The organism is Mycolicibacter sinensis, from assembly GCF_001673565.1.
Lineage (GTDB): Bacteria > Actinomycetota > Actinomycetes > Mycobacteriales > Mycobacteriaceae > Mycobacterium > Mycobacterium sinense_C.
This window is the reverse complement of the sequence record NZ_LZMF01000133.1, coordinates 15,565-31,710: the sequence shown is the minus strand read 5'-3', so window position 1 is coordinate 31,710 and position 16,146 is coordinate 15,565. Positions and strand designations below refer to the sequence as shown.

Genomic DNA, 16,146 nt, shown 5'->3' with positions numbered 1-16,146 from the left:
CTACCGGCCAGGACCCATTTCCTGTCGGCAACCCACGTTCACATGTGAGTGAGGCCCCAGCCCCCCATACCGTCTAAAGCTTGCGCAGCCGCAGCCGGTTGATGGAGTGATCGGCGTCCTTGCGCAACACCAGCGTGGCCCGCGGCCGGGTGGGCAGGATGTTCTCGACCAGGTTGGGCCGGTTGATGGAACGCCAGATGTCGCGCGCGGCGGTCACCGCCTGCTGGTCGTTGAGCGCTGCGTAGTGGTGGAAGTGCGACTCCGGGTTGGCGAACGAGGTGGAGCGCATCGCCAGGAAGCGCGAGACGTACCAGTGCTCGATGTCCTCCACCCGGGCGTCGACGTACAGCGAGAAGTCGAACAGGTCCGAGATCATCAGCGTCGGCCCGGTCTGTAAGACGTTGAGGCCCTCGAGGATCAGGATGTCGGGGTGGCGGACCACCTGCTTGGCGCCGGGCACGATGTCATAGCTCAGGTGTGAGTACACCGGCGCGCAGGCGTAATCGGCCCCGGACTTCACCGAGGTGACGAAGCGCATCAGCGCACGACGGTTATAGCTCTCCGGAAACCCTTTGCGGTGCATCAGGTGCCGGCGTTCCAACTCGTGGTTGGGATACAAGAATCCGTCGGTGGTGACTAGGTCCACCCGCGGATGGTGTCCCCAGCGGGCCAGCAGCGCCTGCAGCACGCGGGCGGTCGTCGACTTGCCGACGGCGACGCTGCCGGCCACGCCGATGATGAACGGCACCGGCCGGTCCGGGTTCTGGTCGTGCTCACCGAGGAACTCCGAGGTCGCGGCGAACAGCTGCTGACGAGCGGCGACCTGCAGGTGCAGCAGACGCGCGAGCGGCAGATAAACCTCTTCGACCTCCAGCAGGTCGACCTGCTCACCGAGGCCGCGCAGGGCCACGACCTCTTCTTCGGTGAGCGGCATCGGCGTCGACATACGCAGCGCCCGCCATTGACGTCGGTCGAACTCCACATAGGGACTCGGCTCGCTAAGCCGCCGCATGACCGTACAGTCTTGCAGTAACCCCGGCGGTTAGCCTGATCGGGTATGGAGCCCGCCGAATTGACCCGTGAATACCTGCTGCTCGGTCTGCGCTTCGACCGGATCGAGTCAGGTTATGTCGACGCCTTCACCGGTGATCCGGCGCTGCGACGACGTGTCGAGAACGAGCCGATGCCTGAGCCGGCCGCGCTGGCCCGCCAGGCCGAGACGCTGCTCGCGGCGCTGCCGAGTGGTCTGCCGGAGGCGCGCGCCGACTACCTGCGGGTGCACCTGCGGGCGCTGGCGTGCGCGGGGCGCAAGTTCGCCGGGGAACAGGTCGGTTTCGTCGACGAGGTGCGCGACTACTTCGATGTCGACATCGCCAAGGGTGACACCGACCGCTACCGGCAGGCGCATGCCCGACTCGACGAAGCATTGGGCGGGACCGGCCCCTTAGCTGACCGGATGGCCGCGCACCGCCGGGCCGAGGAGATTCCGCCGGAACGGCTCGAGGCGGCTATCCACGCGTTCTCCTCGGCGCTGCGCGACCGGGTGCGCGTCCACTTCCCGCTGCCGGAGACCGAGGCCATCACCTACGAGGTCGTCACCGACAAGCCCTGGTCGGGATTCAACTACTACCACGGTGACTACCGCTCCACGGTGGCGGTCAACGCCGATCTCAAGCAGCTGATGTCGAACCTGCCGCGGCTGGTGGCCCACGAGTCCTACCCGGGCCATCACACCGAGCACTGCCGCAAGGAAGCCGGGCTGGTCGCGCAACTGGGCCAGGCCGAGCAGACCATTTTTCTGGTCAACACCCCGCAGTGTCTGATGGCCGAGGGGTTGGCCGACCTGGCGCTCTACGCCGCGGTGGGCCCCGGTTGGGGCGGCTGGGCCGCGGAGATCTACGCCGACCTGGGGCTGCGGTTCGACGGCGGGCGGGCCGAGGCGGTCTCGGAGGCCGCGGCGGCGCTGGCCGATGTGCGCCAAGACGCGGCGCTGATGCTGCACGACGAGCACCGCGACGCCGACGAGGTGGCCGACTACCTGCGTCGCTGGCTGCTGGTCCCCGACGATCGCGCCCGCCAAACCCTGCGGTTCCTGTCGTCGCCGCTGTGGCGGGCCTACACCTCGACATACGTGGAGGGCTACCGGCTGCTGCGCTCCTGGCTGGACTCCCGCCCGGCCGGGGTGGACCTCACCGAGCGGTTCGGTCGGCTGCTCGACGAGCCGCTGATCCCGTCGTCGCTACGGGCCGAGCTGGCTCTATAGACTGGCCCGCGTGACTGCCGCACCGCACACCCGACCCGCCTCCACGATGTCGACCCCGCTGGCCGAGCTCGACCCCGATATCGCCGAGCTGCTCGGTAAGGAGCTGGGGCGCCAGCGCGACACCCTGGAGATGATCGCGTCGGAGAACTTCGTGCCGCGTGCGGTGCTGCAGGCCCACGGCAGCGTCCTGACCAACAAATACGCCGAGGGCTTGCCCGGCCGGCGCTACTACGGCGGCTGTGAGCACGTCGACGTGGTGGAGAACATCGCCCGCGACCGCGCCAAGGAACTGTTCGGCGCCGAGTTCGCCAACGTCCAGCCGCACTCGGGTGCCCAGGCCAACGCCGCGGTGCTGCAGGCGCTGATGGAGCCCGGTGAGCGGCTGCTGGGCCTGGACCTCGCCAACGGCGGGCACCTGACCCACGGGATGCGGCTGAACTTCTCCGGCAAGCTCTACGACAACGCCTTCTACGGCGTCGACCCGGTCACCCATCGCGTCGACATGGACGTGGTTCGCGCGCAGGCGCTCGACTTCAGGCCGAAGGTGATCATCGCCGGCTGGTCGGCCTACCCGCGGGTCCTCGACTTCGAAGCCTTCCGCTCGATCGCCGACGAGGTGGACGCGACGCTGTGGGTGGACATGGCGCACTTCGCCGGGCTGGTGGCCGCCGGCCTGCACCCGTCGCCGGTGCCGCACGCGCAGGTGGTGTCCACCACCGTGCACAAGACCCTCGGCGGCCCGCGCTCCGGGCTGATCGTCGGCAAGAAGGAGTTCGCCAAGCAGATCAACTCAGCGGTCTTCCCCGGTCAGCAGGGCGGACCGCTGATGCACGTGATCGCCGCCAAGGCCGTCGCGCTCAAGATCGCCGGCACCGCCGAATTCGCCGAGCGGCAGCAGCGGGTGCTCTCCGGCGCCAAGATCATCGCCGAACGCCTGCTGGCCGCCGACGTCGCCAAGGCGGGGGTGTCGGTGGTCAGTGGCGGCACCGACGTGCACCTGGTGCTCGTCGACCTGCGGGACTCGCCGCTGGACGGCCAGATGGCCGAGGATCTGCTGCACGAGGTGGGCATCACCGTCAACCGCAACGCGGTACCCAACGACCCGCGGCCGCCGATGGTGACCTCCGGGCTTCGGGTGGGCACCCCTGCGTTGGCCGCCCGCGGCTTCGGCGACGCCGAGTTCACCGAGGTCGCCGATGTCATCGCCACCGCGCTGGCGGCCGGCTCGGCCGCCGACGTACCGGCGCTGCGGGCCCGGGTCGCCAAGCTGGCGCAGGACTTCCCGCTCTACGACGGCCTGGAGGACTGGAAGCTCGCCTGACCCGGGCGCGGCGGGTCGCCCGTGGATGACCGGCCGCATCGCCCGTGGAGGACACGCCGCCGCCGAGTTGACAAGATAGTGTGAATTCGGGTTACAGTTACTTTCATGGCTCAACGTCCCGTTGCTAATGCGCTGATTCGCGAGCTGGAACCGGTGGTCGCCGCGAACATGGTCCGTCACATCGACACGGTGGACCCCTGGTACGCGCACGACTTCGTGCCGTTCGAGCAGGGTGAGAACTTCGCCTTCCTCGGCGGCAAGGACTGGGACCCGTCGCAGGTCAGCTTGCCCACGGTGATCACCGACGCCTGCGAGATCCTGCTCATCGAGAAGGACAGCCTGGCCGGCTACCACCGCGAACTGGTCGAGCACTTCATCCTTGAGGACAAATGGGGACGCTGGATCGGCCGGTGGACCGCCGAAGAGCACCTGCACGCCATCGCACTGCGCGAGTACCTGATGGTGACCCGGGAGATCGACCCGAACGAAAACGAGCGTGTTCGCATGGAGCACGTGCAGAAGGGCTATCGGGCCGACCGTTACAGCCAGGTCGAGACGCTGGTGTTCATGGCCTTCTACGAGCGCGCGTGCGCCGAGTTCTGCCGCAACCTGGCCGACGAGACCGACGAGCCGGTGCTCAAGGGTCTGATCGGCCGCATCGCCGGGGACGAGGAACGCCACGAGGAGTTCTTCGCCAACCTGATCGCGCACTGCCTGGACTACGTGCCCGAGGAGACGGTGGCCGCCATCGCCGCTCGGGCCGCCGAGCTGAAGATCGTCGGCGCCGACATCGACGCCTACGCCGACCGGCAGGCCGGAATCGCCGAAGCCGGCATCTTCGGGCCCGACCATTTGCGCCGGGTGATCTCCGACCGGATCAGCGCCTGGGGCTTGGCCGCTCACCCCGATCTGAAGGCCTTCGCTATCAGCTGATCAGCTCCGGCGCGCCTGCCCGGCGGGCGCCCGTCGACGGGGGTACCGTCGCAATCGATGGCTAGCCACACGCTCTGCTGTCTAGGCGGCACCACCGGTCATGAACTCGACAGGACCGGCCCTGGTCCTGGTGCCGTATCACCCCGTCGAATTGCTCGCGCGGGGTCGCGCGGGCCCTCACCCGCTGGAGCGCTCAGTGCCTGAAATCCGGACGTACGTGCTCGACACCTCCGTGCTGCTATCGGACCCGTGGGCTTGCACCCGGTTCGCCGAGCACGAAGTCGTCGTCCCGCTGGTGGTGATCAGCGAGCTGGAGGCCAAACGCCACCATCACGAGCTCGGCTGGTTCGCCCGCCAGGCGCTGCGCCTCTTCGACGATATGCGATTGGAGCACGGTCGTCTGGATCAGCCGATTCCCGTTGGTACCCAAGGCGGTAGGCTGCACGTCGAGCTCAACCACAGCGACCCTTCGGTGTTGCCCTCGGGGTTTCGCACCGAGGACAACGACTCGCGGATCTTGACCTGCGCCGCCAACCTCGCCGCCGAGGGGCGACGAGTCACGTTGGTGAGCAAGGACATTCCGTTGCGGGTCAAGGCCGCCGCGGTGGGTCTGGCGGCCGACGAATACCACGCCCAGGATGTCATCGTCTCCGGCTGGACCGGGATGGACGAGGTCGAGGCGTCCGTCGATGACATCGACGCCCTGTTCGACGAGGGCGAGATCGACCTGGCATCCGCGCGGGATCTGCCGTGCCACACCGGAGTTCGCCTGCTCGGCGGTAGCTCGCATGCACTGGGCCGGGTCAACGCGGCCAAGCGAGTGCAGCTGGTCCGAGGTGACCGGGAGGCCTTCGGGCTGCGCGGTCGCTCCGCCGAGCAGCGGGTGGCACTGGATCTGCTGCTCGACGAGTCGGTAGGCATCGTCTCACTCGGCGGTAAAGCCGGCACCGGTAAGTCCGCGCTAGCACTGTGCGCCGGCCTGGAAGCGGTCCTGGAGCGGCGCACGCAGCGCAAGGTGGTGGTGTTCCGCCCGCTGTACGCCGTCGGCGGCCAGGAACTCGGCTACCTGCCCGGCTCCGAGAACGAGAAGATGGGCCCCTGGGCCCAAGCGGTGTTCGACACCCTGGAAGGTCTGGCCAGCCCGGCGGTGCTCGAGGAGGTGCTGTCCCGCGGCATGCTCGAAGTGCTGCCGCTGACCCACATCCGGGGCCGGTCGCTGCACGACTCGTTCGTGATCGTCGACGAGGCCCAGTCGCTGGAGCGCAACGTGCTGCTGACGGTGCTGTCGCGGCTGGGCACCGGGTCGCGGGTGGTGCTCACCCACGACGTCGCCCAGCGCGACAACCTGCGGGTCGGCCGGCACGACGGTATCGCCGCGGTGATCGAGAAGCTCAAGGGTCACCCGCTGTTCGCCCACATCACGCTGCTGCGCAGTGAGCGTTCGCCGATCGCCGCGCTGGTCACCGAGATGCTCGAGGAGATCAGCGGCCCCGATCTGCGCTGAGTCCCCGGTAGGCTGCCCGCGTGCAGTGTCTGCGAGTGCTTGCCGGTCTGATCGCTCTTGCGGTGGTAGCTGCGTGTGCCGCCCCGGCCCACCACGCCGCCGCCGGTCCGGTGGACTGCGCGGTGGTCAAGTGTGTGGCGCTGACCTTCGACGACGGGCCGTCGCCCTACACCGACCGGCTGTTGCGGATCTTGAACGACGCCGACGCCCGCGCGACGTTCTTCCTGATCGGCAACAAGGTGGCGGCCGACCCGGCCGGCGCCGCGCGGATCGCCGAAGCCGGGATGGAGATCGGCAGCCACACCTGGGAACACCCGAACATGACCACGATCCCGTCGGCGGACGTGCCTGCCCAGTTCAGCCGGGCCAACGACGCGATCCGCTCGGCGACCGGTTCCACGCCGACGCTGTGGCGCCCGCCCGGCGGGCTCACCAATGACGCGGTGAATGCCCAGGCCACGACGTTCGGTTTGGCCGGAATCCTCTGGGACGTCATCCCGTTCGACTGGATCAACGACGCCGACACCGCCGCCACCCGCTACATGCTGATGACCCAGATCAAGCCAGGCTCGGTGGTGTTGTTCCACGACACCTACTCGTCCACCGTCGATCTGGTCTACCAATTCCTGCCGGTGCTGAAAGCCAATGGCTACCACATGGTTACGGTCGGCGAGCTGCTCGGGCCGCGCGCACCGGGCAGCGTGTACGGAAGCCGGGACAACGGCCCACCGGTCAGCGACCTGCACGACATCCCGCCCGGCGACATCCCGGGGCTGCCGGCGACGCCGTCGCCGCCGCCGATGCCGAACTTCCCGATCACCGACATCGCCGGGGCGAATTCCGGGGGCCCGAACAACGGGGCGTGACCAACTCCGCGGTGTCCTGCCCTGATCGCGGCGTGGGTCATAAATATTCGGCAAGAGAACGAGGAACTCAAACTCGCGCTAGTCGAGGCGACGGTGCAGCCGCGGATCTGGCAGCGCGGTGCCGCGCTGATCAATCAGGTCCCTCCAGGACCTCGAAGCCCTAAGAGAGACAGGCGGACTGCCGGTTTCGAGGTTCGTGTTGCCGGCCGGCACCGGTGGTCGATCGCATCGAAGCGATCGCTGCCAAGTCCGCTACGGAGACGCGACGGCGAAGAGGTGCCATTCGCCGGGCACGCCCTTGAGCGTGTGGGCGCCGCGGTCCTCGAACGCGAGTCCCGACCCGATCACCAGATCACGCAGCGTGCTCGACACCAGCACCTCGTTCGCCCCCGCCAGCGCGGCCACGCGCGCCCCGATGTGCACGCCGATCCCGCCGATGTCGTCTCCGCGAACCTCGCACTCCCCGGTGTGCAACCCCGCGCGCACCGCGATGCCCAACGTCTGCACCGCATCCCGAATGGCCATGGCGCAGCGAATCCCTCGCTGCGGACCATCGAACATCGCCAGGAAACTGTCTCCGGAGGTATTCACCTCACGGCCGCGGAAACGAGCGAGTTGTGACCGCACCACGGCGTCGTGGGCATCAAGCAGCGCATGCCAGTCACGGTCACCCATCTCGGCGGCCCGGCGGGTCGAATCCACGATGTCGGTGAACAACACAGTCGCAAGCACCCGATCATCTGGCACGTCGGGCTGGTGTCCGGTGAGAAACTCGGCGATCTCCTGGAACGATGGCCGCCACGGTTCCACGAAGTGCAGAAAGTTTCGCCCGGGAAGTTCGACGTACTTCGCACCTGGTATCTGCTCGGCGACGTACTTAACTTGATCAGTGGAAAAGATCTGGCACTCGGAGTGGTGGATGACGAGCGTGGGCACACGGATTGTTGGAAGCACTGCCCGCACATCCCCTCCGACGAGGGTGGGCGTGATGAGTGAAAAGTCCCGAGGGCTCGCCGCCAGGCGTTCGTGGCGGCCCCACGACACTCGGATCTCTTCGTTCCACGGCATGTCGGGGTTCATGACGGGCATTAATCTTCCCGTGCCCCACTTCGGAAGCCAAACGGACCTGAAGTAATCGACGGTGTCATCACCGAGACTTCGGGCGCGGCCCTCCAGGACCAGTAGCGCGGCTGTACGTGACGGATGAGTCGCGGCGAATAGCGCCCCTGTCGGGAACCCGGCAGCGTGAGCGAGAAGGACCGCTTGACCAATTCCCAAATCGTCGAGCACCGCGGTGATGCTGTCGGCCCATTGCTCCAAGGTCGGCATCGCTCCGGGCATCACCGGATCGGAGACTCCTGTGCCGGGCTGATCTAAGAAGATGAGCCGACCGAGCGATGTAATCGCCTCGAGCCACCCTTGCAACGACGGGATCTCAGGAAAGATTTCACAGTTTGTGCACCAGGTCGGCACGAACACGATGTCGCGCGGACCTTCACCTGACGTGCGGTAGGCAACGCGCAAATCCCCGTTCATCGCATAGCGCGTTTCCGAGAACATTGCGGAAGTCTAAGTCCCGGGGTCCGGGCGTCGACAGCGTTTATGTTGTTCAAGAGCGTTGCTCTGAAATGTACTTAACGCAGTCGTTGCCATCATCTGGTGAAGACTTTGTGGGGCTGACGCGATGCCCAGTTGCTGGACGGCACGGTGATCTTGACGGCGCCGGCGGGGCGCAGCTATGTCACCACCGCGGGTAGTGCGCTGCTGACCGGGCGGCCCGCATCAACACCGAACGCAACCAGAACCGGAAAGCCCGCGAAGCCCGCCGAACCGCCCGCCACGCCGCCCTGTTCCCCCAGATAACACCCGGCACCGGCGGCGACGATTCCTCCACCGTTCTAGCCGAAGCTACGCTTCAATGAGGTTGTCCCGCTTCTGCTTCGGAGCAGAACCCAGGAAGACGACCAATCCGGCGGCAACCAGCGAGAATGCCCCGACCACCCACAGGCCGGCCTTGTTGCTGCCGGTCAGATCCGTCAGAAAGCCCGTGACGTAGGGACCGCCGAAGCCGCTGAGGTTGCCCAGGGAATTGATCAAGGCGATCCCGCCGGCCGCCGCCGTACCGGTGAGGAACGTCGACGGCAGCGCCCAGAACACCGGCATCGCGCACATGATCGAGCACGTCGACACCGTGATCGCGACCATCGCCAGGTACGGGTTGGCCATGTACAGCGCCGCCGGGATGCTCACACCCCCGACGATCGCAGGGATCGCCACATGCCAGACGCGTTCCCCGGTCCGGTCAGCGTGCCGTGCCCAGGGCACCATCACCACGGCTGCGATGGCCCAGGGGATGGCGGTCACGATGCCGCTTCCGATGATGCTCAGGTGCGTTCCGTACTGCTGGGCAAATCCGGTGACGATGGTCGGCAGGAAGAATCCGACGGCGTAGAGCCCGTAGACGACCCCGAAATAGACGAACGCCAGCGCCAGCATCCGGGGATGGCTCAGCGCCTTCTTGAGCGGCCAAGGCCGCCCGGCCTCGGCCGCGGCCCGCTCACTCGCCAGGGTTTCCTCCAGCCACTGCCTCTCATCGACGGACAACCAGCGTGCCTGCGCAGGCCGGTCGGTCAGGTAGAACCAGCACGCGAACGCGAGCACGATCGCGGGCAGTCCCTCGACCAAGAACATGACACGCCAGCCGGCAAGACCGAAAATGCCCTGGCCCCAGTCGATGACCAATGAGGACAAGGTGGAGCCGACCGCCGTCGACACCGGTACCGCCACCATGAACAGCGAGATCGCCCGGGACCGCTGCTTTTCGGGGAACCAGAACGTCAGATAGAGGATGATCCCCGGAAAAAATCCGGCCTCGGCCACTCCCAGCAGGAACCGCAGCACCACAAGCGTCGGTGCGTTGGGCACGAAAGCGATTGCGGTGCTGACGATTCCCCAGGTCAGCATGATCCGGGCCAGCCAACGCCGGCCGCCGAACCGATGCAGTGCGATGTTGCTGGGAATCTCCAGGAACAAGTAGCCGAAGAAGAAGATCCCCGAGGCGAAACCGAACATCGTCGCGGTCATGCCGAGTTCGTCGTTCATGCCATTGGGCCCGGCGAACCCGATATTGACACGGTCGAGGTAGTTGACGAAGTACAGCAGCCCCAGGAAGGGGATCAGTCGACGGGTGACCTTCGCCGTCGCCGACTTGGCCGCTGCGGGAGCGGCGTGATCGGCGGTCATCAGCTGGCTTAGGCGTCCTTCACCTTGGCCATCGCCAGCACGTCGAGGCGCTTGTCCAGCTCGGCCTCCGAGAGCTTGTCGCCGATCAGGCCGCGGTCGATCACCGTCTGGCGAATCGTCTTGCGCTCCTTGAGAGCCTGCTTGGCCACCGCGGCGGCCTCCTCGTAGCCGATCGCGGAGTTCAGCGGCGTCACGATCGACGGGCTGGACTCGGCGAGCTCGCGCAGGTGCTCCTCATTGGCGACCAGTCCGACGATGCAGCGCTCGGCGAACAGCCGCGAGACGTTGGTCAGCAGCTTGAAGGACTCCAGCGTGTTGCGGGCCATCATCGGGATGTAGACGTTGAGCTCGAAGGCACCGTTGCCGCCGCCCCAGGCGATCGCCGCGTCGTTGCCGATCACCTGAGCCGCCACCTGGGTGACTGCCTCGGGCAGAACGGGATTCACCTTGCCCGGCATGATCGAGCTGCCCGGCTGCAGGTCGGGCAGCTGAATCTCGGCAAGCCCGGTCAGCGGGCCCGAGCCCATCCAGCGGATGTCGTTGGCGATCTTGGTCAGCGACACCGCGATGGTGCGCAGCGCCCCGGACGCCTCGACCAGACCGTCACGCGCCGCCTGGGCTTCGAACGAGTTCGCCGCGGTGCGCAGCTCGGTGATGCCGGTCTCGGCGACCAGTACCTCGACCACCTTGGCGCCGAAGCCTTCCGGAGCGTTCAGTCCGGTACCGACGGCGGTGCCGCCGATCGCCAGCTCACCCAGGCGGGGCAGCGTCGACTGCACCCGCTCGATGCCGGCGGCGATCTGGCGGGCATAGCCGGAGAACTCCTGGCCCAGCGTCACCGGAACGGCGTCCATCAGGTGAGTGCGGCCCGACTTCACCACGGTGCGCCATTCGGTCGCCTTGGCGTCCAGCGCGTCGTGCAGCACCTGCAGTGCCGGAATCAGGTGGCGCACCGCGGCTTCGGTGGCCGCGATGTGGGTGGCGGTCGGGAAGGTGTCGTTGGACGACTGCGACATGTTCACGTCGTCGTTGGGGTGCACCGTGACGCCGTTGGCGGCCGCGATCGAGGCGATCACCTCGTTTGTGTTCATGTTCGAGCTGGTGCCCGAGCCGGTCTGGAACACGTCGATGGGGAACTGGTCGTCGTGCTTACCGTCGGCGATCTCAGCGGCGGCGGCCTTGATCGCGTCGGCCTTCTCGCGCGCCAGTAGTCCCAGGTCGGCGTTCACCTGCGCGCACGCGCCCTTCAGCAGGCCGAGCGCCCGGATCTGGGTGCGCTCCAGGCCGCGACCGGAGATCGGGAAGTTCTCCACCGCCCGCTGGGTCTGTGCGCGCCACAGCGCATTCACCGGCACCCGGACCTCGCCCATGGTGTCGTGTTCGATGCGGTATTCGGTGTCGCTCATAGGTTTCAGGTCCTCGCTTGACGTCGTCAGGGCAGGGGGTAGGCGGCGTGTGCGTCGCCGGTGAAGTCGACCGCCGAATACTCGTTGAGCTTCGACAGCCGGTGATATGCCTCGATCATCCGGACCGTGCCGGACTTCGAGCGCATCACGATCGATTGCGTGGTGCAGCCGCCGGGGTAGTAGCGCACACCCTTGAGCAGGTCGCCGTCGGTGACGCCGGTGGCGCAGAAGAACACGTTGTCGCCGGAGACCAGGTGCTCGGTGGTCAGCACCTCGTCCAGGTCGTAGCCGGCGTCGACGGCCTTCTGCCGCTCGGCGTCGTCGGTGGGCGCCAGCTGGGCCTGGATCTCACCGCCCATGCAGCGGATCGCTGCGGCGGCGATGATGCCCTCCGGGGTGCCGCCGATACCGGCCAACATGTCGGTGCCCGAGTCGGGCCGGCACGCCGCGATCGCGCCGGCCACGTCGCCGTCGGTGATCAGCCGGATGCGCGCGCCGGCGGCCCGCACGTCGTGGATGAGCTGCGCGTGCCGAGGCCGGTCCAGAATGCACACCGTCATGTCGCGCGGCGACAGGCCCTTGACCTTGGCGACCGCCTTGATGTTCTCGGTGATCGGCTTGGTGATGTCCAGGACGTCGGCGGCCTCGGGGCCGACCGCGATCTTGTTCATGTAGAACACCGCCGACGGGTCGAACATCGCGCCGCGTTCGGCCACCGCCAGCACGGAGATGGCGTTGGGCATGCCCTTGCTCATCAAGGTGGTGCCGTCGATCGGGTCGACGGCGAAGTCGCAGTCGGGTCCGTCGCCGTTGCCGACTTCCTCCCCGTTGTAGAGCATCGGCGCGTGGTCCTTCTCGCCCTCGCCGATCACCACGACGCCGCGCATCGACACCGAGTTCACCAGTTCGCGCATCGCGTCGACGGCCGCGCCGTCCCCGCCCTCCTTGTCGCCGCGGCCGACCCACCGGCCGGCGGCCATGGCGCCGGCCTCGGTCACCCGCACCAGCTCCAAGGCCAGGTTGCGGTCTGGGGGTTCACGGCGAGGAGGTGCGGTCATGGTTGTTGATTGTCCCAGAACAGGATGGACGGCCCGGAGCTGGGATACTGGCATCCGTGAGCACAGAGCCCCAGCCGGCGCCGAGACCCGCCAAACCACGCCTGCTGCAGGACGGCCGCGACATGTTCTGGTCGATCGCGCCGCTGGTCCTAGCCTGCATCGTGCTGGCCGGGGTGGCCGGGACGTGCTCGTTTCATCCCGGCGGCATGTCGCCCGGGCCGGTGCCCTCCTACGATGCCGTCGCCGCGCTGAACGCCGATGCGCAGACGCTCGGGTTTCCCGTCCGGCTGCCGGCGCTGCCGGAAGGCTGGCAACCCAACTCCGGCAGTCGGGGCAGCATCACCGACGGCCGCACCGACGGTAAAGGCCAGCGGCTGCGCGCGGTCACCTCGAGAGTCGGCTACATCACCCCGACCGGGATGTATGTCAGCCTGACCCAGAGCGACGCCGACGAGACCGCGCTGGTCACCGCGATCCGCCCCGGACTGCATGCCACCGGTAGCGAGGACGTCGACGGCACCGGCTGGGTGGTCTACCAGGGCGAGGGCGAGCCGGTGTGGACCACCCGGTTGACCTCTACGGGCGGCCCGGCGCAGCTGGCGATCACCGGTGCGGCCGCTGCCGAGCAGTTCCGCGTTCTGGCGGCGGCCGTGCAAACGCAGGCGCCGCTACCGACGACCCGGTAGCGGGAGGCGCCACCGTCGCGGCTTGGGCTCCTCATCTTCGGTCTGCAACTCCACGCCGTGATACACCGCCAGGTAGACGTCGATGGTGGTGACGATGATGATCATCACCACCGGGCCGATCACGATGCCCCAGAAGCCGAACATGGCGATCCCGGCGAAAACCGCCAGCAGCATCAATGCCGAGTTGAGCCGGGCGTCGCGCGGCACCAGGATCGGCCGCAGGACGTTGTCGATGTTGGTGACGACGATCAGGTGGAACGCCACCACGAACACCCCGCCGACGACGTTGCCGAACAGTGCCATGCCCACGCCGAACGGGATGGTGACGATGCCCCCGCCGAGCGGGATCACCGACAACGCCGTCAGCAGGATCGCGAAGATGAAGAACGCCTGGTGGAACCCGCCGATGTAGATCGAGGCGGCCCCGGCCACCCCTTGGCAGAACGCGATGACGAACTGCCCGCCGACGGTGCCGCGCACCATCGAGCCCATTTTGGCCAGGTATAGATCGGTGACGTCGGCACCGAGCGGGTTGAGCTGGCCGATCAGGGTGTGCAGTTCCTCGCGGTGGGTCAGCAGCGCGAGGAACACGTACAAGAAGATGATGGCCGCGGTGATCGCCCCGACGAAACCTCCGACGGCGCCCTGCAGCACCTGCAGCAGCATTTCGCCGCCCCGCTGCGCCACATTGACCATCGCCCCGCGCAGCGAGTCCATGGTCAGCTGGACGTGCACGAACGGAATCCGCTCCAGCAGGCCGTTGACGAACGTGAGCACCTTGTCGCCGAGGGTGTTGGGATCGGTGGACTGCACCCACTCCGCCACGTCGCCGGCGGTGCGGGTGATCTGCATGACGGCCAGAAAGATCGTCAGGCTGACCGGGACGATGACGGCGATCAGCGCGGCCAGCAGCGTGCCGGTGGCCGCCAGGCCGGTCGGCAGCCGTCGGCCCAGGGCGCGGAACAGCGGGGTGAACAGGTAGGCACCCACCGCGGCCACCACGATCAGCACGAAAAAGGTTCGCAGGAAGTACGCCCCGAACAGCAGTGCGATAACGGTGAAGACCGCAAGGGCACGCCGCTGAGTAGGGGAGAAGTCGGAGTTCACGGGCGCGGGTCGTCCCACTTGTCAGCGATGGCCCGCCACGGATCGGCGAACTTCTTGCCGGTGCCGAAGTAGGGCGCGCGCCAGCGCAGGACGACGTGAGCCAACGGAGCAACCATCCTGAGCAGGTAGCGCTGTGGGCCGGCCTTCGCGGTCGTCTCCGCCAACATCTGCGGCCAGGAGTGGTGCTGGAAGCCCAGCGCCTCCTGGGCGCGACTGGTGTCCATCCAGTCGGTGTTGAACCAGTCGTCGTCGCTGTCGGGGTTGCCGGGCAGGCCCGCGGGGATCCCGTTGACCAATCCCATTGCTGCGGCCATCGCCGGCGCGATGTCGCCTTGCAGCTGGCGGTGGGTGTCGTCGCCGCCGATCAGTAGGGTCTCGCCGACCACGGGTGCGGTGGTGGCCGCGACGAACGCCGAGGCGACGTCCCGCACGTCCACGGTTTGCAGTCTGCCGTCGGACGGGAGCAACTGCTCGAAATACAGGCTGTCGAGATTGATGCTGGAGCCCAGGTCGACGGCGAGCACTCCGCCGAGCCGCAGGATCACCCAGTCCAGCGTGGAATCACGAACCAGTTGTTCGGCCTGCACTTTGTGGTCGCCGTAGACGTCGGCCGGATTGGTCGGGGTGTCGGCGGTCAGCACGCCGGAGACGGTGTGTGGGTTGCGGGAGCCGTACACCGCGATGCTGGAGGCCTGCACGAAGCGCGGCGGGTCGGGTTGCTGCGCCGCCGCGGCAAGCAGGTGCCCGGTCGCCTCGACGTTGACCCGGTAGGCCAGCTTGCGGCGCGAATAGATCAGCGGTGGGATCACCGCGGCCAGATGGATGATCGCGACGGGTTCAACGGTGGCGACGAGCTCATCGACCGCCGCGGCGTCAGTGAGGTCGGCATATCGCACCGTTACCGATTTCGGCAGTGCCGCCGCCGCTTTGCGATTGGCTGGGATGTCGAGATCTGTTGCGACAACGCTTCGGCCGTCCGCGGCCAACTGCCGCACCACTGCCGAACCGACCAGACCGAATGCGCCGGTCACCAACACCGTGCCCACGAGCACCTCCTCAATTAGCGCGATCTTTCCGTGAAAGCGAGGTCTGCGACAGCCGTTCGGAACAAACTGGCCCAATGGCCCTGGCCGTCTGCCTGCTGTTCGACCGGCGATCCGAGCGGGCGCTGCGAGCCCTATGGGACCGTATCGAAAGCCACGGTGTGCCCAGCCTGCGATCGCATACCCATCGGCGGCACGTCCCGCACCTGTCTTACGCGGTGCTGCGCAGCTGGGACCGCGACGCGGTGGCAGCGGCGCTGGCCGAGCTGGACGACGGTGCCCCGGTGGAACTCAGCTTCGATGGCCTGGGCCTGTTTCGTCGCGGGCGGGCCTGGCTGCTCGCCGGGGTCAGCGCCGATATTGTGGCGCGCCAACAGCGCGTCGTCGAGGTTGTCAGGAGCACCGGTGCCGAGTTGCACAAGCACTATCGGCCCGGCGTGTGGCTGCCGCACTGCTCGCTGGCCCCGCGGGCCAGGCTGGATCAGCTGCCGCTGGTGGCGGCCGACGTGTTCGACGTGGTGCCGTTTCAGGCGCGGTTGGATCGCGCGGCTCTGGTCAACAGCGCGACTGGCGAGGTGTTCCCGCTGTTGTCGCTGCCGTGATGGGTTTCGCCCAGCTACAGCGCCGCCCGCAGCCGTCGCTACTGTGACGATCACGTTACAAAAGTCCAGCTAGCTGCGGAAAAGCATATTGTTGGCCGATCGGTTGATTTTATG

14 protein-coding genes are annotated in these 16,146 nt (G+C 67.4%); 7 read left to right on the top strand and 7 right to left on the bottom strand.

The features are described 5' to 3' along the window. Window positions 1-73 precede the first annotated feature (73 nt). A complete protein-coding gene (gene coaA, locus A5648_RS19205) occupies window positions 74-1,012 on the bottom strand; it encodes a type I pantothenate kinase (protein ID WP_065026072.1) in 939 nt (312 codons plus the stop codon). Window positions 1,013-1,057: 45 nt separating this feature from the next. Here coaA and A5648_RS19200 point away from each other — a divergent pair, with 45 nt between their 5' ends. From A5648_RS19200 to A5648_RS19180, 5 genes are all read left to right on the top strand, one after another. Further along, on the top strand, window positions 1,058-2,263 hold the full coding sequence (locus A5648_RS19200; RefSeq protein WP_065026071.1) for a DUF885 domain-containing protein: 1,206 nt from the start codon (window positions 1,058-1,060) through the stop codon (window positions 2,261-2,263). A 46-nt stretch (window positions 2,264-2,309) separates the two neighbouring features. Continuing rightward, window positions 2,310-3,584 (top strand): serine hydroxymethyltransferase, encoded by a 1,275-nt coding sequence (glyA, locus tag A5648_RS19195; protein ID WP_065026070.1) that lies wholly within the window; start codon window positions 2,310-2,312, stop codon window positions 3,582-3,584. 105 nt (window positions 3,585-3,689) lie between these two features. Further along, window positions 3,690-4,517, top strand: coding sequence for an acyl-ACP desaturase (locus A5648_RS19190; RefSeq protein WP_065026069.1), 828 nt, complete (start codon window positions 3,690-3,692; stop codon window positions 4,515-4,517). A 196-nt stretch (window positions 4,518-4,713) separates the two neighbouring features. Further along, window positions 4,714-6,021, top strand: coding sequence for a PhoH family protein (locus A5648_RS19185; protein WP_065026076.1), 1,308 nt, complete (start codon window positions 4,714-4,716; stop codon window positions 6,019-6,021). Between the two features lie 62 nt (window positions 6,022-6,083). Then, a complete protein-coding gene (locus tag A5648_RS19180; protein ID WP_234787482.1) occupies window positions 6,084-6,887 on the top strand; it encodes a polysaccharide deacetylase family protein in 804 nt (267 codons plus the stop codon). Window positions 6,888-7,139: 252 nt separating this feature from the next. On the opposite strand, the gene A5648_RS19175 is transcribed toward A5648_RS19180, so the two are convergent. The 4 genes from A5648_RS19175 to glpX all read right to left on the bottom strand — a co-directional run bounded on the left by A5648_RS19175 (window position 7,140) and on the right by glpX (window position 12,594). Beyond that, entirely contained in the window at window positions 7,140-8,447 is a 1,308-nt protein-coding gene (locus A5648_RS19175) for an adenylate/guanylate cyclase domain-containing protein (RefSeq protein WP_065026067.1), read from the bottom strand. A gap of 348 nt (window positions 8,448-8,795) precedes the next feature. Beyond that, window positions 8,796-10,130, bottom strand: a complete 1,335-nt coding sequence (locus A5648_RS19170; protein WP_109470854.1) for an MFS transporter — start codon at window positions 10,128-10,130, stop codon at window positions 8,796-8,798. Window positions 10,131-10,138: 8 nt separating this feature from the next. Next, complete coding sequence (locus A5648_RS19165; RefSeq protein WP_065026065.1) at window positions 10,139-11,536, bottom strand: class II fumarate hydratase; 1,398 nt, start codon at window positions 11,534-11,536, stop codon at window positions 10,139-10,141. Between the two features lie 26 nt (window positions 11,537-11,562). Continuing rightward, window positions 11,563-12,594 carry a class II fructose-bisphosphatase gene (gene glpX / locus A5648_RS19160; RefSeq protein ID WP_207511771.1) on the bottom strand — a complete coding sequence of 344 codons (1,032 nt, stop codon included), beginning with the start codon at window positions 12,592-12,594 and terminating at the stop codon, window positions 11,563-11,565. Between the two features lie 56 nt (window positions 12,595-12,650). Between glpX and A5648_RS19155 the strand changes: the two genes are divergently transcribed. After that, entirely contained in the window at window positions 12,651-13,280 is a 630-nt protein-coding gene (locus tag A5648_RS19155; RefSeq protein ID WP_065026063.1) for a DUF4245 domain-containing protein, read from the top strand. Here the strand turns inward: A5648_RS19155 and A5648_RS19150 are convergent. Together A5648_RS19150 and A5648_RS19145 are read right to left on the bottom strand one after the other, a co-directional pair. Continuing rightward, the gene (locus A5648_RS19150) at window positions 13,263-14,387 is read right to left on the bottom strand and encodes an AI-2E family transporter (protein WP_065026062.1); all 1,125 of its coding nucleotides are present in this window, start codon (window positions 14,385-14,387) and stop codon (window positions 13,263-13,265) included. The genes A5648_RS19155 and A5648_RS19150 overlap by 18 nt on opposite strands. Beyond that, complete coding sequence (locus A5648_RS19145) at window positions 14,384-15,433, bottom strand: NAD-dependent epimerase/dehydratase family protein (RefSeq protein WP_065026075.1); 1,050 nt, start codon at window positions 15,431-15,433, stop codon at window positions 14,384-14,386. The genes A5648_RS19150 and A5648_RS19145 overlap by 4 nt, the downstream gene beginning before the upstream one ends. 74 nt (window positions 15,434-15,507) lie before the next feature. Here A5648_RS19145 and A5648_RS19140 point away from each other — a divergent pair, with 74 nt between their 5' ends. Further along, a complete protein-coding gene (locus A5648_RS19140) occupies window positions 15,508-16,032 on the top strand; it encodes a 2'-5' RNA ligase family protein (protein WP_065026061.1) in 525 nt (174 codons plus the stop codon). The last annotated feature ends 114 nt before the right edge of the window (window positions 16,033-16,146 follow it).